We start from the raw sequence: 15,816 nt of genomic DNA on the forward strand, positions 1-15,816 counted from the left end.
GCCGCGCGGGGGGGGGGGGGGGGGGGGTTGTGGGGGGGGGGGGGGGGGGCGGGGGGCCCGCCCCCCCCCCGGCCCGGGGGGGGGGGGCCGCCGAGCGGAGGTCAGGCGACCGCGAGGTCGATCTGGACGTTCCCGCGGATGGCGTTGGAATACGGGCACACCGAGTCGGCCTGCTCGGTGAGCTGCCGGGCCTGCTCCTGGTCGACGCCGGGGAGGCTGACCGACAGCGTGACCTCGAGCGCGTACCCGCCCGCGCCGTTGCTGCCGATGCCGACCTGGGCGGTCACCGAGGAGTCGGCGATGTTCGCCTTCGCCTTGCGGGCGACCAGCTGCAGCGCGCTGTGGAAGCAGGCTGCGTAACCGGCGGCGAACAGCTGCTCCGGGTTCGTGGAGTCGCCACCGGGTCCGCCCATCTCGCGCGGGACCGCCAGGTCGAGGTCGAGCACTCCGTCGGAGGAGCGGGTGCGGCCGCCGCGCCCTTCGCCGGTCGCGGTCGCTTCGGCGGTGTACAACGCTGCCATCTCAGTCTCCTTGTGTCGTGGTCCCGCGCAGGAGTTCGTCGGTGATGGGGACGCCGTCGGCGACGGCGGCCCTGGCCCGGTGCGCGGCCTGGTCCACGTTGGCGGTGAGCCGGTGCAGCGTGGAGCGCAGCGCCAGCACCTCCTCGAGTTCCATGCCGCTGGCGGCGAGCACCCGGTTCGGGATCTGCTCGGCGTGCTGCCGCAGCTCCCGCCCCCGCTCGGTCAGTCCGATCTCGACGGACCGCTCGTCGCGGGTGCTGCGCCGCCGGTCCACCAGTCCGCTCGCTTCGAGCCGTTTCAGCAGCGGCGACAGCGTCCCGGAGTCCAGCTTGAGCATCGCCCCGAGGTCCTTGACCGCCAGCGAGTCGTGTTCCCAGAGCACCAGCATCACCAGGTATTGCGGGTAGGTCAGTCCCAGCTCGTCGAGGAACGGCCGGTACAGGTTGGTGAAGGAGCGCGACGCGCTGTAGAGCGCGAAGCACACCTGCTGGTCCAGCGACAGCGCCGAGTCCGCGCTCATCCCCGCCTCCTGCACGTGGCCGACATTAGCCCTAATTCAAGTTGCGCGCAACTGAGTTGTGCGCATCCTAAATTCTGCAAGGGAACCTCCCCGTCATCCGGAACCACCACCGCGCGGCCCGCCGGAACACCACCGCCGCACTCCACCACACCGGCCACCACGGCTCCGGACGAGGCCGAGCGTGACAGGAAGGTTCCCCTCATCGCACCGGTGACAGGAAGGTTCCCCCGCTCGCATCGACCCACGCCGGTGGTCCACGCCTGCGACGTGACAGGAAGGTTCCCCTGCTCCCACCGCCCCGCGCGGTTTCGAGCGCCGGGCGGGCGAAGCGCTCTCAGCACTCGATGACGTTCACCGCGAGCCCCCCGCGAGCGGTCTCCTTGTACTTGACCTTCATGTCGCGCCCGGTCTCCCGCATCGTCTTGATCACCTTGTCGAGCGACACGAAGTGGCTGCCGTCGCCGCGCAGCGCCATCCGCGTCGCCGTGACGGCCTTGACCGCGGCGACGGCGTTGCGCTCGATGCACGGGATCTGCACCAGCCCGCCGATGGGGTCGCAGGTGAGGCCGAGGTTGTGCTCCATCGCGATCTCGGCGGCGTTCTCCACCTGCCACGGCGTCGCGCCCATCGCCTCGGCGAGCCCGGCGGCCGCCATCGAGCAGGCCGAACCGACTTCGCCCTGGCAGCCGACCTCGGCACCGGAGATCGACGCGTTCTCCTTGAACAGCACCCCGATGGCACCGGCGGCGAGCAGGAACCGGATGACGCCCTGCTCGTTCGCCCCCGGCACGAAGCGCACGTAGTAGTGCAGCACCGCGGGAACGATGCCGGCGGCACCGTTGGTGGGCGCGGTGACGACCCGTCCGCCTGCCGCGTTCTCCTCGTTGACCGCGAGCGCGAACAGGGTGAGCCATTCCATGGCGTCGTCCTGCTCGCCGAGGTTCGCCCGCAGCGCGGCGGCGCGCCGCTTCACCCGCAGCCCGCCGGGAAGTTCCCCGTCGTTGCGGCACCCGTTGTCGACGCACTCCTGCATCACGGACCAGATGTGCAGCAGCCGGGCGCGGACGTCCTCGGCGGAGCGCCAGGACAGCTCGTTGTCGAACATGACGTCGCTGATCCGGGAGCCGGATTCGGCGACCCGGGCGAGCAGTTCGTCGCCGGTGCGGAACGGGTGGCGCACCGGCGTCTCGTCCGGCTTGATCCGGTCGGTGCCGGTGGCCTCGTCGTCGACGACGAATCCGCCGCCGACGGAGTAGTACACCGCGGACCGCAGTTCCCCACCTGCGCCGAACGCCGCGAACCGCATCCCGTTGGGGTGCAGCGGCAGCGACCTGCGCCGGTGCATCACCAGGTCGCGGTCCACCGAGAACCGGATGTCGCGCTCCCCCGCCAGCAACAACCTGCCGTCGGCGCGGATCGTCTCCACCCGTTGTGCGACGGCGGCCGGGTCGACCGTCTCCGGGTCGTGCCCTTCCAGGCCGAGCAGCACCGCCTTGGGGCTGCCGTGGCCGTGCCCCGTCGCGCCGAGCGAACCGAACAGCTCGGCCTTCACCTTGTCGACCTGACCGAGCAGACCGTCGTCCTGCAGCCGCGCGGTGAACATCCGCGCCGCCCGCATCGGGCCGACGGTGTGCGAACTCGACGGGCCGATGCCCACCGAGAAGAGGTCGAAGACGCTGATCGTCACAGCTCCGCCCCCCTCAGCCCCGGCCTACTCACCACCGGTGAACTGGGCGTACTCCTGGGCCGTGAGCACAGCACCGGTCTGCTCGGCACGCACTTCGAGCAGCCAGCCCTCGCCGAACGGATCAGAGCCGATCACCGCGGGGTCGTCGGCGGCGGCCGCGTTGACGGCGACGACCTCGCCGGTCACGGGCGCGAACAGGTCGCTGACGGACTTGGTCGATTCCAGCTCACCGCAGGAGGCGCCGGATTCGATCCGCTCGCCCACCTCGGGCAGCTGCACGTAGACGATGTCGCCGAGCGCTTGGGCCGCGTACGGGGTGATGCCGATGCGCACCAGGTCGCCGCGGTCCTCGATCCACTCGTGCTCTTCGGTGTAGCGCAGCCGTTCGGGCAGGGACATGGAGGCTCCTCACCATCGCGGGCACGGGTGTGCCCTGGGTTCGCGGGCCTCCCCCTCTGTTTCGGGACCTGAGAGCTTCGCCGCGGTGGTTCGCGGCTTGCACCGTGGGTGCGGCGCCGGGGCGCGCGCTTTCCAGAGTGGCCTCGCCCGAGCGGTCATGGGTGCCTGAGAGTTTTGCGGGGAGGGTTTGCTCCTTCGGCGCCCTGCGTTGCGCAGGGTCTCTCCCGCTCGGGTTCTGCGGCGCTGTGCGGTTGTGGTCGTGCCCGGCAACGATAAACGGACGTGGGCGGGTGTCAACGCCCAGCCGCCCGGATCACAGCGAGGAAGGGAACCTTCCTGTCACCGGTGACCGGAAGGTTCCCTTCCTCGCGGCGGGGTGCGGGCGCCGGGCGGATGATGCTGGGGTCGGTGTTCGGTCGTGGTGTCGGGAGGCGGACCGGGTGAAGGTCGCAGTGCCGCGTGAGGTGAAGAACCACGAGTACCGGGTGGCGGGGGGGCCGGCAGGGGTGCACGAGCTGGCCGTGCGGGGGCACGCGGTGTTCGTGGAGGCCGGCGCCGGGCTCGGTTCGTCGATCCCCGACGAGGATTACGCGGCGGCGGGCGCGACGATCGTGCCGTCCGCGGCGGACGCGTGGGCCGAGGGCGAGCTGGTGCTGAAGGTGAAGGAGCCGGTGGCCGAGGAGTTCCCGCGGCTGCGGGCGGGCCAGGTGCTGTTCACCTACCTGCACTTGGCGGCGTCGGCGGAGTTGACGGACGAGTTGCTGCGCGCCGAGGTGACGGCTCTCGCCTACGAGACGGTGCAGACGGCGCGCGGCGAGTTGCCGCTGCTGGCGCCGATGAGCGAGGTCGCGGGCAGGCTCGCCCCGCAGGTCGGCGCGCAGGCGCTGCTGACCCCGCAGGGTGGTCGCGGTGTGCTGCCGGGCGGCGTGCCCGGAGTACCGCCTGCGCGGGTGGTGGTGATCGGCGGCGGGGTGGCCGGGTTGAACGCGGCGCGGGTGGCGTCGGGCATGGGCGCCCAGGTGCAGGTGCTGGACACCGACGTGGACCGGCTGCGGGAGATCGACGCGGCGCATGGGGGCGCGATCCGCACGGTGACGTCGAACGCGTACGCGGTGGAGTCGGCGGTGCGGGCGGCGGACCTGGTGATCGGCGCGGTGCTGGTGCCGGGTGCGAAGACGCCGAAGCTGGTGTCGAACGAGCTGGTGGCGCGGTCGAAGCCGGGCAGCGTGCTGGTGGACGTGGCGATCGACCAGGGCGGGTGCTTCGAGGATTCGCGGCCGACGACGCACGAGGATCCGACGTTCCGGGTGCACGGTTCGGTGTTCTACTGCGTGGCGAACATGCCGGGCGCGGTGCCGAACACCTCGACGTACGCGTTGACGAACGTGACGTTGCCGTACGTGCTGCGGATCGCCGATCAGGGCTGGCGGGCGGCGTGCCGGGCGGATGCGGCGCTGGCCAGGGGCTTGAACGCGCACGGCGGGCTGCTGGTGAGCGAGGCGGTGGCGCTGGCGCACGGGCTGCCGAGCACGGCCCCGGACGCGGTGCTGGTCTGAGCGGATCCGCAACCGCGAGACCATCCGAGACCACTGCGCGGCGAGACCGGCGAGTTTCACTCGCGGAGGTGAGAAGACCCCGGAAGGGGTTAGAGGGCGGCCCGCTCAACCGGCCTGGGGGTCACCGGGAGCAGGCCGCCAGGTCCCAGTGTAGGACACGAACGCTTGATTTCCGACGTGCGCAGCGTGACGAACGCCCGGTTCCCCGCCACAACCGGAAGTCCACTCGACCGAGTGAGTTCGGTGCAGTCGGCCGGGTGAGCTGCCGATGGGAGTGCGCCAAGCCGCGGCGATCTGCGGCGGTGCTCGTCGCGGGCGCCACCGGGGCCCGCGTTCTCCGCCCCGATCAGCGCGCGCGATGACCGTACGACGCGGGGAGTGGCACGTGGACGACGCGAAGATGCGGGAGGCCGTCCTGGACCGGCTGGCCCGGCTGGAGCGGGTGGCCATCGAAGGCGGCACCGAGGAGCTGTTACCGGTCGCCAGGTCAGAGCTGCACCGCCTCACCAGCGGGCTCCGGGCCCTGCTGGAGGCCCACCACCCGGATGCCGACGGCCGCTGCCCCGCCTGCTCCGGCGCGGTGCGCAGCCGCAGCTGGCCGTGCGAGTCGTGGCTGATGGTGCACCGCGGCCTCATCGGCGACCGCACCGCGCCCGCCGCCCCGACCGGCCGCCACGGCCCGGCGGACGAGCCCGACCCGGACGCCGAGGGGCGGCAGCCCACCGGCCGCTGGCCGAGCAGCGCGCCGGTCCGCCACCACCGCTCCCCCCGCCCCGAGGACGGCCGGCCCACCGCAGCGCGCCGGCCCGGGCCGGAACGGCCCATCGCCTGGCCGCAGCACGGGACCGGTTGATTTCCGAACTCCTCCCTGTCGGGGCGGGCCGGTCAGGCAGGATGGGACCGGCCCCGCGCCCGAGCGTGATCGTCCGCGTCCCGCGCTCGCGAGCACCCGGCGGGGCCGAGCGACGATGGAGGAGCGTGTGCACGACGGCAGCGGCCGGATCCTGGTGCAGAACCTGAGCAAGAACTTCGGGCCGGTCAGCGCGGTCCGCGACCTCAGCTTCGCCGTTCACCCCGGTGTGGTGACCGGGTTCCTCGGCCCGAACGGATCCGGCAAGACGACGACGCTGCGCATGGTGCTGGGGCTGGTGAACCCGACGTCGGGAACCGCCACCGTCAACGGGGTGCCCTTCGCGCAGCTGCGCAACCCCGCCACCGTGGTCGGGGCGGTGCTGGAGGCGCAGAGCTTCCACCCGTCCCGCACGGCGCGCAACCACCTGCGCTGCTATTCGGCGGCGATGAACGTGCCCGACCAGCAGGTCGACCACGCCTTGGACCTCGTCGGGCTGACCGGCGCCGCGAACCGGGCCGCGGGCGGGTTCTCGCTGGGCATGCGGCAACGGCTGGCGCTGGCCACGGCGCTGCTCGGCGATCCGCAGGTGCTGATCTTGGACGAACCCGCCAACGGGCTCGACCCGGAGGGCATCGCGTGGCTGCGCGGCTTCCTGAAGTCGTTCGCCGCGTCCGGGCGCACCGTGCTCGTCTCCAGCCACCTGCTGCGCGAGATGGAGCACACCGTCGACCACGTGGTGATCGTGAGCCGCGGCGAGTGCGTCTACAACGGCGACCTGGACCAGCTGCGAGCGCAGCAGCGCAACCGGGTGCTCGTGCAGGCCGGTGATCCGCAGGCGCTGGTGAACGCGCTGCAGGCGGCCGGGCTGGCGGTCGAACCGCTGCCCGACGGGCGGATCGCCGTCACCGGCTCCGACTCCCGGTCGGTGGCCGAACTGGCCCTGCAGGCCGGGGTCGCCGTCTACGGGATCCAGGAGGAGCAGGTCGACCTCGAACGGCTGTTCTTCCAGCTCACCAGCGGCCAGTACGTCGGCAACCAGCACCCGCCCGGCGGTCCGCCACCCGGCACCGGTGGCTGGGCACCGCCCGGCGGCCCCAACCCGTACCAGCAGCACGGCGGATTCGGAGGTGGCGCCTGATGGACGGCCTGGTCAAGTCCGAGTTCCGGAAGCTCTTCACCACCAACCTGTGGTGGGCACTGCTCATCCCCGTGGCGCTGCTGAGCTTCGGCGCCAGCTGGATGGGCACCGGGTTCGGCTACATGTCCTCGATCGAGCAGGAGATCGGGCGGCCGCTGCCGCTGGGCCTGCTCACCATGTCGATGTCGACGAACTTCAGCACGATCTTCGCCGGCCTGGTGGGGGCGCTGGCGTTCGCCGGGGAGTACCGGAACAAGAGCATCACCACCACGTACCTCACCGGCAACCCGCGCGGGGCGGTGCTCGGGGCGAAGCTCATCGCCTACACCAATCTCGGCCTGCTGTACGGGCTGGTCAACGTGCTGTCGGCGAGCCTCGGCGCGATCGCGGGCGCCGGGCTCGACGGGTTCGGCGAAGGTCCGGACTGGCTCATCGTGTGCGCCGCCGGGCTCCTCGCGATGGTGTTGTGGACGCTGCTCGGCGTCGGGTTCGGCGCCCTCGTCGCCAACCCGGTGATCGTGATCATCGTGCTGCTGGTCTACAAGTTCGTGTTCGAGTTCATCGTCGACCTGTTCCTCGTCGGCTCCGACGCGTCCGGGGTGAGCGCCTACCTGCCGGGGGCCGCGGGCAGCGGGATCGTCGGCAACCTCGCCGTGCCGATCTTCATCAGCGCCACCGCCGGGCCCGACGAGCAGTACGTGCCGCAAGGGCTGTTCGAGGTGCTGCACTTCGTCTTCGGCGGGTCCTACGGGCATCCGTGGTGGCTGAGCATGCTGACCTTCGCCGGGTACGCGGCGCTGTTCGTCCTCGGCGGCTGGTACTTCAGCGGGCGGCGCGACATCACCTGAGGTGGCGCTGTTCGATCGGAGGGGATCTTCCTGCTCGAGTGGGGAGGTCCCCTCTTTCGTGCGGGGCGGTGGCAGGAAGGTTCCCTTCATCGCGCCTGTGATCGAAAGGTTCCCTTCCTCGCACCCGTGACAGGAAGGTTCCCCTCATCCCGCCCGTGATCGAAAGGTTCCCTTCCTCGCACCCGTGACAGGAAGGTTCCCTTCCTCACACCGATGACCGGAAGGTTCCCTTCCTCGCTCAGGTGAGCGCCGGTGCGCCGCCGCCGCGCCCCCGGATCCCCGTCGTCCCCGGCACCTAACCTGGCCTGGTGAGCGACTCCGGCAGCGAATGTTCCCGTCCTGGTTGGATCCGCCGATTGTTCGCCGCCTGCCGGCGGCACCCGGTCGCGATGCTGCTGGCGTTGGGCGCGTCGGTGGCGGCGGTGGGCTTGGAGGCGCTGGTCCCGCTGATCACGAAGGCGGCGGTGGACGACGCGGTGGCGGGCGGCACCGATCGGTTGTGGTGGTTCGCGGCGGCGTTGGCGGGGCTGGGGGTGTTCCGGTTCGGGGCGGCGTTCGTGCGCCGCTATTCAGCGGGCCGGTTGGCGCTGGACGTGCAGCACGACCTGCGGCGCGCGGTGTTCGGCTCGGTGCAGCGCTTGGACGGCGGCAAGCAGGACGCGTTGCGCACGGGCCAGGTGGCGTCGCGGGCGATCAGCGATCTGCAGCTGGTGAATGCGCTGCTGTCGATGGTGCCGCTGGCGGCCGGGACCGTGGTGCTGATGGCGTTCGCGCTGGTGGCGATGGTGTGGTTGTCGCCGCTGCTGACGTCGGTGGTGCTGGTGGTGGTGCCGTTGATCGCGGCGGTGTCGGCGCGCAGCAAGAAGCGGTTGTTCCCGGCGACGTGGTCGGCGCAGCAGCGGGCGGCGGACATCGCCCAGCACGTCGAGGAGACGGTGTCCGGAGTCCGGGTGGTGAAGGGCTTCGGCCAGGAGGCCCGCGAGGTGGCCCGGTTGGAGTCGGGTGCGCGCCGGTTGTTCGCGGAGCGGCTGCGCACGGCGCGGATGACGTCGCTCCCGCAGGCGAGCTTGTCGGTGCTGCCCGCGGCGGGCCAGGTGGGGGTGTTGGGCCTCGGCGGTTGGATGGCGCTGCACGGCCAGGTGGGGCTGGGCACGTTCGTGGCGTTCGCGGCGTACGTGGCGATGTTGGGCGGCCCGGCTCGGATGATGGCGAGCGTGCTGGTGCAGGGCCAGTTGACGCGGGCGGGCATGGAGCGGATCACGGACCTGATCGATTCGCGGCCGGACGTGCGGGACCGGCCGGGTGCGGTGGCTCTGCCGGAGGTGCCGCTGCGGGTCCGGCTGGACGGGGTCGGTTTCGGCTACACCCGGGACCAGCAGGTGTTGCGGGACGTATCGCTACTGGTGGAGCCGGGCGAGACGGTGGCGCTGGTGGGTCCGGCGGGGTCGGGCAAGTCGACGGTGTCGTTGTTGCTGCCGCGGTTCTACGACGTGCAGCACGGTGCGGTGCGGATCGGCGCGGCGGACGGCGGGGCCGAGCACGACGTGCGGGACCTGCGGCTGGAGTCGCTGCGTTCGGCGGTGGGCGTGGTGTTCGAGGAGGCGTTCCTGTTCTCGGATTCGATCCGCGGGAACATCGCCTACGGGTGCCCGGACGCGACGGACGCGGAGGTGGAGGCGGCGGCGCGCGCGGCGGAGGCGCACGGTTTCATCGCGGCGCTGCCGGAGGGCTACGGGACGCTGGTCGGTGAGCGGGGCCTGACGTTGTCGGGTGGCCAGCGCCAGCGGGTGGCGTTGGCGCGGGCGCTGCTGTCGGATCCGCGGATCCTGGTGCTCGACGATGCGACGTCGGCGGTGGATCCGGCGACGGAGGCGGCGATCCACGACACTTTGCGGTCGGTGACGGCGCAGCGCACGACGTTGTTGATCGCGCACCGCCGGTCGACGTTGGCGTTGGCGGACCGGGTCGCGGTGCTGGACGCGGGCCGGGTCGTGGACGTGGGCACGCAGGAGGAGCTGCGGGAGCGGTGCGGGTTGTTCCGCTCGCTGCTGGCCGGCCCCGGGGAGGAGATCGACGCGGCGGGTGCGGCGGAGCCGGATCCGGTGCCGGCCGATGCGGCCCCGACCGCCGAGCTGTGGCCGGCGGCGGAGGAACCGGAGCGGACGCGCGCGGTGGCGGTGCCGGGCGGGGTGCGCGGCACTCGCGGCGGTTCGGGTGCGGCGACGCCGTTGACCCCGGAGCTGGCGGAGGGCCTGCGCGCGCTGCCGCCGGCGGTGGCGGCGCCGCGGCTGTCCGGGGTGGACGCGACGGCGCCCGATCCGGGGTTCCGGTTGGCGCGGTTGTTGCGGCCGATCCGGTGGGGCTTGGCGTTGACGGTGCTGCTGGTGGCGGCGGACGCGCTGGGGTCGGTCGCGTTGCCGTCACTGGTGCGCCACGGCGTGGACGGCGGGGTGGACGCGCGGGATCCGGGGACGTTGTGGCTGGTGACGGCGGTCGGCGCGGTGATCGTGCTGGTGAGCTGGCTGGTGATCAAGGTGCAGACGGTGGTGACGGCCCGCACCGGCGAGACGTTGCTGTACCTGCTGCGGGTGCGCAGCTACGCGCACCTGCAGCGGCTCGGGCTGGACTACTACGAGCGGGAACTCGCGGGCCGGATCATGACGCGGATGACGACGGACGTGGACGCGTTGTCGTCGTTCCTGCAGACGGGCTTGGCCACGGCGGTGGTGAGCGCGTTCACGATCGTGGGGATCGCGGTGGCGCTGCTGGTGACGGACCTGTCGCTGGCGCTGGTGGCGCTGGCGGTGCTGCCGCCGCTGGTGGTGGCGACGGTGATCTTCCGGCGGGTGTCGTCGACGGCGTACGCGGAGGCGCGGGAGCGGGTCAGCACGGTCAACGCGGACCTGCAGGAGAACGTGTCGGGGCTGCGGGTCGCGCAGGCGCACCGCCGCGAGCGCTATTCGGCGAAGGTGTTCGCGCAGCGCAGCGACGCGTACCGGCGGTCGCGGCTGCGGGCGCAGCGCTACATCGCGACGTACTTCCCGTTCACGGCGCTGCTGTCGGAGCTGGCGCAGGCGGCGGTGCTGGGCGTGGGCGCGACGCGGGTCGCCTCGGGTGAGCTGACCGCGGGGGTGCTGGTGGCGTTCCTGCTGTACCTGGGGATGTTCTTCTCGCCGGTGCAGCAGTTGTCGGGCGTGTTCGACGGCTACCAGCAGGCGCGGGTGGGGTTGCGCCGCATCGGAGATCTGCTGCGGACCCCGACGTCGGTGCCGCAGGACGCGGCGCCGGTGGCGGTGCCGGACCGGCTGGCGGGCGCGGTGGAGCTGCGGTCGGTGTCGTTCCGCTACCCGGGTGCGGAGCGGGACGCGTTGCGGGAAGTGTCGCTGCGGGTGGAGCCGGGGACGACGGTGGCGCTGGTGGGCCCGACGGGTGCGGGGAAGTCGACGCTGGTGAAGCTGCTGGCCCGGTTCTACGACGTGACGGACGGCGAGCTGCTGGTGGACGGGGTGGACGTGCGCCGCTACGAGCTGTCCGGGTTCCACCACCGGCTGGCGGTGGTCCCGCAGGAGGGCTACCTGTTCGCGGGGGACGTGGCCGCGAACATCGCCTACGGGCGGCCGTCGGCGTCGGACGCGGAGGTGGAGGCGGCGGCGCGGGACGTGGGTGCGCTGCCGGGGATCGCGATGTTGCGGCGCGGGTTCCGCCAGCAGGTCGGCGAGCGCGGCCGGGAGTTGTCGGCGGGCCAGCGGCAGCTGGTGGCGCTGGCGCGGGCGGAGCTGGTGCGGCCGGACCTGCTGCTGCTGGACGAGGCGACGGCCGCGCTGGATCCGGCGACGGAGTCGCTGGTGGTGTCGGCCAGCGATCGGCTGGCGGCGCGGCGCACGACGTTCGTGGTGGCGCACCGGCTGGGCACGGCGGCGCGGGCGGACCGGATCGTGGTGGTCGACGGCGGCCGCGTGGTGGAGGACGGTGCGCACGCGGAGCTGCTGGCGCGGGACGGCCACTACGCGCGGCTGTGGCGGGCCGGTGATCATGCGCCGGGGCCGGGCGGGCCCGATCACGAGCCGGTGCGGCCCGGTGACTCGGCGCAGGACCCGCTTCGCACCTCCCCCTGACGTGCTCACCGCACGGGTGGGCCCGGGCACGCCGCGTCACCTGTTCTCGCCGGTCGGACCGGGTCGTCCCGAACGGCGAGAACAGCGGTCGTGACCGAAACGTTGTGCCGTCCGCAGGCGACAGACGGGGCGGAGGCCGACCGGAGCACGGGCGGCGAGTCGGCGCATAGTACGGATGCCAGTGATCGAGGACCACGCCCGAACGGGTCATGTTTGCCTGGTGAGGGACTTTCCTGATCGATCCTGTGACCGAGCTCTTCTCCACCAGGCCCGCACTGTGTGCCAACCGCACTAAACGGACCGCTAGCCTGGTACTTGAGTGTGTGTACATCACGAGCAGATGGATCGAGGCGAACGCCAGCCGTGTCCAGCAGCAGCCCTGCGTCACAGTTCGGCCCCAACGAGTGGTTGATCGAGGAGATGTACGAGCAGTACCTCCAAGATCCCGCTTCGGTGGACTCCGCGTGGCACGAGTTCTTCGCCGACTACAAGCCGGGGCAGGCGACCTCGGTCTCGGTAGCCGCTGACAACTCCACCGCCGCGGCAGGAGCCGGGTCGACCGCGACGACGACAACGGTGTCGGGAACGACTACTGCGACGGCCACGCGCAGCGAGGGCAACGGGCAGGCTCGCCCGGCCGCCGCGGCGCAGGCCCCCGCGCCGAAGCCGGCCAAGGCGGCCGAGCCGAAGCCGTCCCCGCAGCAGGCCGCGAAGGCGGCTCCGGTGAAGAGCTCCGGTGCGGGTGAGGAGACGAAGCCGCTGCGCGGTGCGGCCGCGGCGATCGCCAAGAACATGGAGCAGTCGCTGGAGGTGCCGACCGCGACGAGCGTGCGGGCGGTCCCGGCGAAGCTGCTGTTCGACAACCGCATCGTGATCAACAACCACCTGAAGCGGAACAAGGGCGGCAAGGTCTCGTTCACGCACCTCATCGGCTACGCGCTGGTGCGGGCGATGCGGGACTACCCGAACATGAACCGCCACTACGGGGAGGACGCCAAGGGCAAGCCCGCGGCGGTCACCCCGGAGCACGTGAACCTCGGTCTCGCGATCGACCTGCCCGCCAAGGACGGCTCGCGCAACCTCGTCGTTGCCTCCATCAAGGGCTGCGAGGAGATGACCTTCCAGCAGTTCTGGCAGGCCTACGAGGACATCATCCGCAAGGCCCGCACCGGTGGGCTGACCGCGGACGACTTCGCGGGCACCACGTTCTCGCTGACGAACCCGGGCCCGTCGGGCACGAACCACTCGGTGCCGCGGCTGACCAAGGGCCAGTCGGCGATCATCGGCGTCGGGGCGATGGACTACCCGGCCGAGTTCCAGGGCGCGTCGGAGAAGTCCCTGGTCGACATGGGCATCAGCAAGATCGTGACGCTGACCTCGACCTACGACCACCGGGTCATCCAGGGCGCCGAGTCCGGTGACTTCCTGCGCAAGGTGCACCAGCTGCTGCTGGGCGAGGACAAGTTCTTCGACGACATCTTCTCGTCGCTGCGCATCCCGTACGAGCCGATCCGCTGGACCCAGGACATCCCGGAGGGCGCGGTCGACAAGACCGCCCGGGTGCTGGAGCTGATCGACGCCTACCGCACCCGCGGCCACCTGATGGCCGACATCGACCCGCTGAACTACCGGCAGCGCAGGCACGAGGACCTCGACGTCCTCTCGCACAGCCTGACGCTGTGGGACCTGGACCGGAAGTTCGCGGTCGGCGGGTTCGCCGGCAAGGAGCGGATGTCGCTGCGCGACGTGCTGGGCGTGCTGCGCGACTCGTACTGCCGCACCGTCGGCGTCGAGTACATGCACATCCTGGAGCCGGACGAGCGCGAGTGGCTGCAGAACCGGGTCGAGAAGCCGCACGAGAAGCCGGAGCAGTCCGAGCAGAAGTACATCCTCTCGAAGCTCAACGCCGCCGAGGCGTTCGAGACGTTCCTGCAGACCAAGTACGTCGGGCAGAAGCGGTTCTCGCTGGAGGGCGCCGAGACCGTGGTGCCGCTGCTGGACGCGGTGCTGGACTCCTCGGCCGCCGCCGACCTCGACGAGGTCGTCATCGGCATGCCGCACCGCGGCCGGTTGAACGTGCTGGCGAACATCGTCGGCAAGCCGATCTCGCAGATCTTCCGCGAGTTCGAGGGCAACCTGGACCCGGGCCAGGCGCACGGTTCCGGTGACGTCAAGTACCACCTGGGCGCGGAGGGCAAGTACTTCCGCATGTTCGGCGACGGCGAGACGAAGGTGTCGCTGACCTCGAACCCCTCGCACCTGGAGGCCGTGGACCCGGTGCTGGAGGGCATCGTCCGCGCCAAGCAGGACATCCTGGACAAGGGCCAGGAAGGCTTCACGGTGCTGCCGGTGCTGCTGCACGGCGACGCCGCGTTCGCCGGTCAGGGCGTGGTCGCCGAGACGCTGAACCTGTCGCTGCTGCGCGGCTACCGCACCGGCGGCACCGTGCACGTGATCGTGAACAACCAGGTCGGCTACACCACCGCCCCGGAGCACTCGCGGTCCAGCAAGTACTCCACCGACGTGGCGAAGATGATCGGTTCGCCGGTGTTCCACGTCAACGGCGACGACCCCGAGGCGTGCGTCTGGGTCGCGAAGCTGGCCGTGGAGTACCGCCAGGCGTTCGGCAAGGACGTCGTGATCGACATGGTGTGCTATCGCCGCCGCGGGCACAACGAGGGCGACGACCCGTCGATGACGCAGCCGTCGATGTACGACGCGATCGACAAGATGCGCAGCGTCCGCAAGACCTACACCGAGTCCCTCATCGGCCGCGGCGACATCACCGTCGAAGAAGCCGAGAAGGCGCTCAAGGACTACGCCTCCCAGCTGGAGCACGTGTTCAACGAGGTCCGCGAGCTGGAGAAGCACCCGCCGGAGCCCAGCCCCTCGGTGGAGTCCGAGCAGCAGGTGCCGACGAAGCTGGTCACCGCGATCTCCCCGGCCACGCTGGAGCGGATCGCCGACGCGCACGTCGACCTGCCCGAGGGCTTCACCCCGCACTCGCGGGTCAAGCCGGTGCTGGAGCGGCGCGCGAAGATGGCCCGCGAAGGCGAGATCGACTGGGGCTTCGGCGAGCTGCTCGCGTTCGGGTCGCTGGCGATGGAGGGCCGCTCGGTGCGGCTCACCGGCCAGGACTCGCGGCGCGGCACCTTCGGCCAGCGGCACTCGGTGCTCATCGACCGGAAGAACGGCACCGAGTACACGCCGCTGCAGAACCTCGGCGAGGACCAGGCGAAGTTCCTCGTCTACGACTCGGCGCTGTCCGAGTTCGCGGCGATGGGCTTCGAGTACGGCTACTCCGTGGCCAACCCGGACGCGCTGGTGCTGTGGGAGGCGCAGTTCGGCGACTTCTTCAACGGCGCCCAGTCGATCATCGACGAGTTCATCTCGTCCGGTGAGGCGAAGTGGGGGCAGCGCTCCGACGTGGTACTGCTGCTGCCGCACGGCCACGAGGGCCAGGGCCCCGACCACAGCTCGGCCCGCATCGAGCGCTGGCTGCAGCTGTGCGCCGAGGGGTCGATGACGGTGGCGCTGCCGTCGACGCCGGCGAACTACTTCCACCTGCTGCGCAGGCACTCGCTGGACGGCATCCACCGTCCGCTGGTGGTGTTCACGCCGAAGTCGATGCTGCGGATGAAGGCCGCGACGAGCTCCGTCGCCGACTTCACCGAGGGTAAGTTCACCTCGGTGATCGACGACCCGGCGCAGCCGGACCCGTCGGCGGTGCGTCGGATCGTGTTCTGCTCCGGCAAGCTCTACTACGACCTCGCCGCCGAGAAGGAGAAGCAGGGCCACACCGACACCGCCGTGGTGCGGCTCGAGCAGCTGTACCCGCTGCCGCACCGCAAGCTCGGCGCGCTGCTGGAGCGCTACCCGAACGCCACCGACATCCGGTGGGCGCAGGAAGAACCGGCGAACCAGGGCCCGTGGCCGTTCCTCGGCCTCGCGCTGCCGGAGCTGTTCCCCGAGCGGATGCGCGGGCTCAAGCGCGTGTCGCGGCGTCCGATGGCCGCCCCGGCCACCGGTCTCAAGGCCGTGCACGACGTGGAGCAGGCCGAAGTGGTGCAGAACGCCTTCGCCTGATCCTTGCGCACGATCGCGGGCCGTCGGTTCCTCCGGGAACCGGCGGCCCGTTCTTTGCGCACCCGGAGGGGTGCGATGAAGGGAACCTTCCTG

10 protein-coding genes and 1 riboswitch are annotated in these 15,816 nt (G+C 71.4%); of the genes, 6 read left to right on the forward strand and 4 right to left on the reverse strand.

From position 1 onward, the window contains the following. Positions 1 to 101 precede the first annotated feature (101 nt). The 4 genes from LCD33_RS20620 to gcvH all read right to left on the reverse strand — a co-directional run bounded on the left by LCD33_RS20620 (position 102) and on the right by gcvH (position 3,127). Entirely contained in the window at positions 102 to 521 is a 420-nt protein-coding gene (locus LCD33_RS20620) for an organic hydroperoxide resistance protein (protein WP_224958292.1), read from the reverse strand. Position 522: 1 nt separating this feature from the next. Then, complete coding sequence (locus LCD33_RS20625) at positions 523 to 1,041, reverse strand: MarR family winged helix-turn-helix transcriptional regulator (protein WP_224958291.1); 519 nt, start codon at positions 1,039 to 1,041, stop codon at positions 523 to 525. A 334-nt stretch (positions 1,042 to 1,375) separates the two neighbouring features. Then, positions 1,376 to 2,728: an L-serine ammonia-lyase gene (locus LCD33_RS20630; RefSeq protein ID WP_224978163.1), complete on the reverse strand. Its 1,353-nt coding sequence runs from the start codon at positions 2,726 to 2,728 to the stop codon at positions 1,376 to 1,378. A 24-nt stretch (positions 2,729 to 2,752) separates the two neighbouring features. Continuing rightward, on the reverse strand, positions 2,753 to 3,127 hold the full coding sequence (gcvH, locus tag LCD33_RS20635) for a glycine cleavage system protein GcvH (protein ID WP_224958289.1): 375 nt from the start codon (positions 3,125 to 3,127) through the stop codon (positions 2,753 to 2,755). Positions 3,128 to 3,269: 142 nt separating this feature from the next. Next, positions 3,270 to 3,364, reverse strand: a riboswitch (glycine riboswitch). Positions 3,365 to 3,567: 203 nt separating this feature from the next. On the opposite strand from gcvH, the gene ald reads away from it, so the two are divergent. The 6 genes from ald (at position 3,568) to LCD33_RS20665 (ending at position 15,723) form a co-directional block, all read left to right on the forward strand. After that, positions 3,568 to 4,683 (forward strand): alanine dehydrogenase, encoded by a 1,116-nt coding sequence (ald, locus tag LCD33_RS20640; protein ID WP_224978164.1) that lies wholly within the window; start codon positions 3,568 to 3,570, stop codon positions 4,681 to 4,683. A 358-nt stretch (positions 4,684 to 5,041) separates the two neighbouring features. Continuing rightward, positions 5,042 to 5,536, forward strand: a complete 495-nt coding sequence (locus LCD33_RS20645; protein WP_224958287.1) for a hypothetical protein — start codon at positions 5,042 to 5,044, stop codon at positions 5,534 to 5,536. A 127-nt stretch (positions 5,537 to 5,663) separates the two neighbouring features. Continuing rightward, complete coding sequence (locus tag LCD33_RS20650) at positions 5,664 to 6,674, forward strand: ABC transporter ATP-binding protein (protein WP_224978165.1); 1,011 nt, start codon at positions 5,664 to 5,666, stop codon at positions 6,672 to 6,674. Continuing rightward, a complete protein-coding gene (locus tag LCD33_RS20655; RefSeq protein ID WP_224967357.1) occupies positions 6,674 to 7,522 on the forward strand; it encodes an ABC transporter permease in 849 nt (282 codons plus the stop codon). Before LCD33_RS20650 ends, LCD33_RS20655 begins: the two co-directional genes overlap by 1 nt. A 389-nt stretch (positions 7,523 to 7,911) precedes the next feature. Beyond that, on the forward strand, positions 7,912 to 11,637 hold the full coding sequence (locus LCD33_RS20660) for an ABC transporter ATP-binding protein (RefSeq protein ID WP_224967356.1): 3,726 nt from the start codon (positions 7,912 to 7,914) through the stop codon (positions 11,635 to 11,637). A gap of 363 nt (positions 11,638 to 12,000) precedes the next feature. Further along, positions 12,001 to 15,723: a multifunctional oxoglutarate decarboxylase/oxoglutarate dehydrogenase thiamine pyrophosphate-binding subunit/dihydrolipoyllysine-residue succinyltransferase subunit gene (locus LCD33_RS20665; protein ID WP_224967355.1), complete on the forward strand. Its 3,723-nt coding sequence runs from the start codon at positions 12,001 to 12,003 to the stop codon at positions 15,721 to 15,723. Positions 15,724 to 15,816 lie beyond the last annotated feature (93 nt).

It is taken from the genome of Saccharopolyspora sp. 7B (assembly GCF_020177435.1).
GTDB lineage: Bacteria > Actinomycetota > Actinomycetes > Mycobacteriales > Pseudonocardiaceae > Saccharopolyspora_C > Saccharopolyspora_C gregorii.

Bases quoted from the DNA above. Each gene is read 5' to 3' on its own strand.
- LCD33_RS20655 (WP_224967357.1), top strand. From the start codon at position 6,674: ATGGACGGCCTGGTCAAGTCCGAGTTCCGGAAGCTCTTCACCACCAAC.
- LCD33_RS20625 (WP_224958291.1), bottom strand. From the start codon at position 1,041: ATGAGCGCGGACTCGGCGCTGTCGCTGGACCAGCAGGTGTGCTTCGCG.
- LCD33_RS20620 (WP_224958292.1), bottom strand. From the start codon at position 521: ATGGCAGCGTTGTACACCGCCGAAGCGACCGCGACCGGCGAAGGGCGC.
- LCD33_RS20660 (WP_224967356.1), top strand. From the start codon at position 7,912: ATGCTGCTGGCGTTGGGCGCGTCGGTGGCGGCGGTGGGCTTGGAGGCG.
- gcvH (WP_224958289.1), bottom strand. From the start codon at position 3,127: ATGTCCCTGCCCGAACGGCTGCGCTACACCGAAGAGCACGAGTGGATC.
- LCD33_RS20645 (WP_224958287.1), top strand. From the start codon at position 5,042: ATGACCGTACGACGCGGGGAGTGGCACGTGGACGACGCGAAGATGCGG.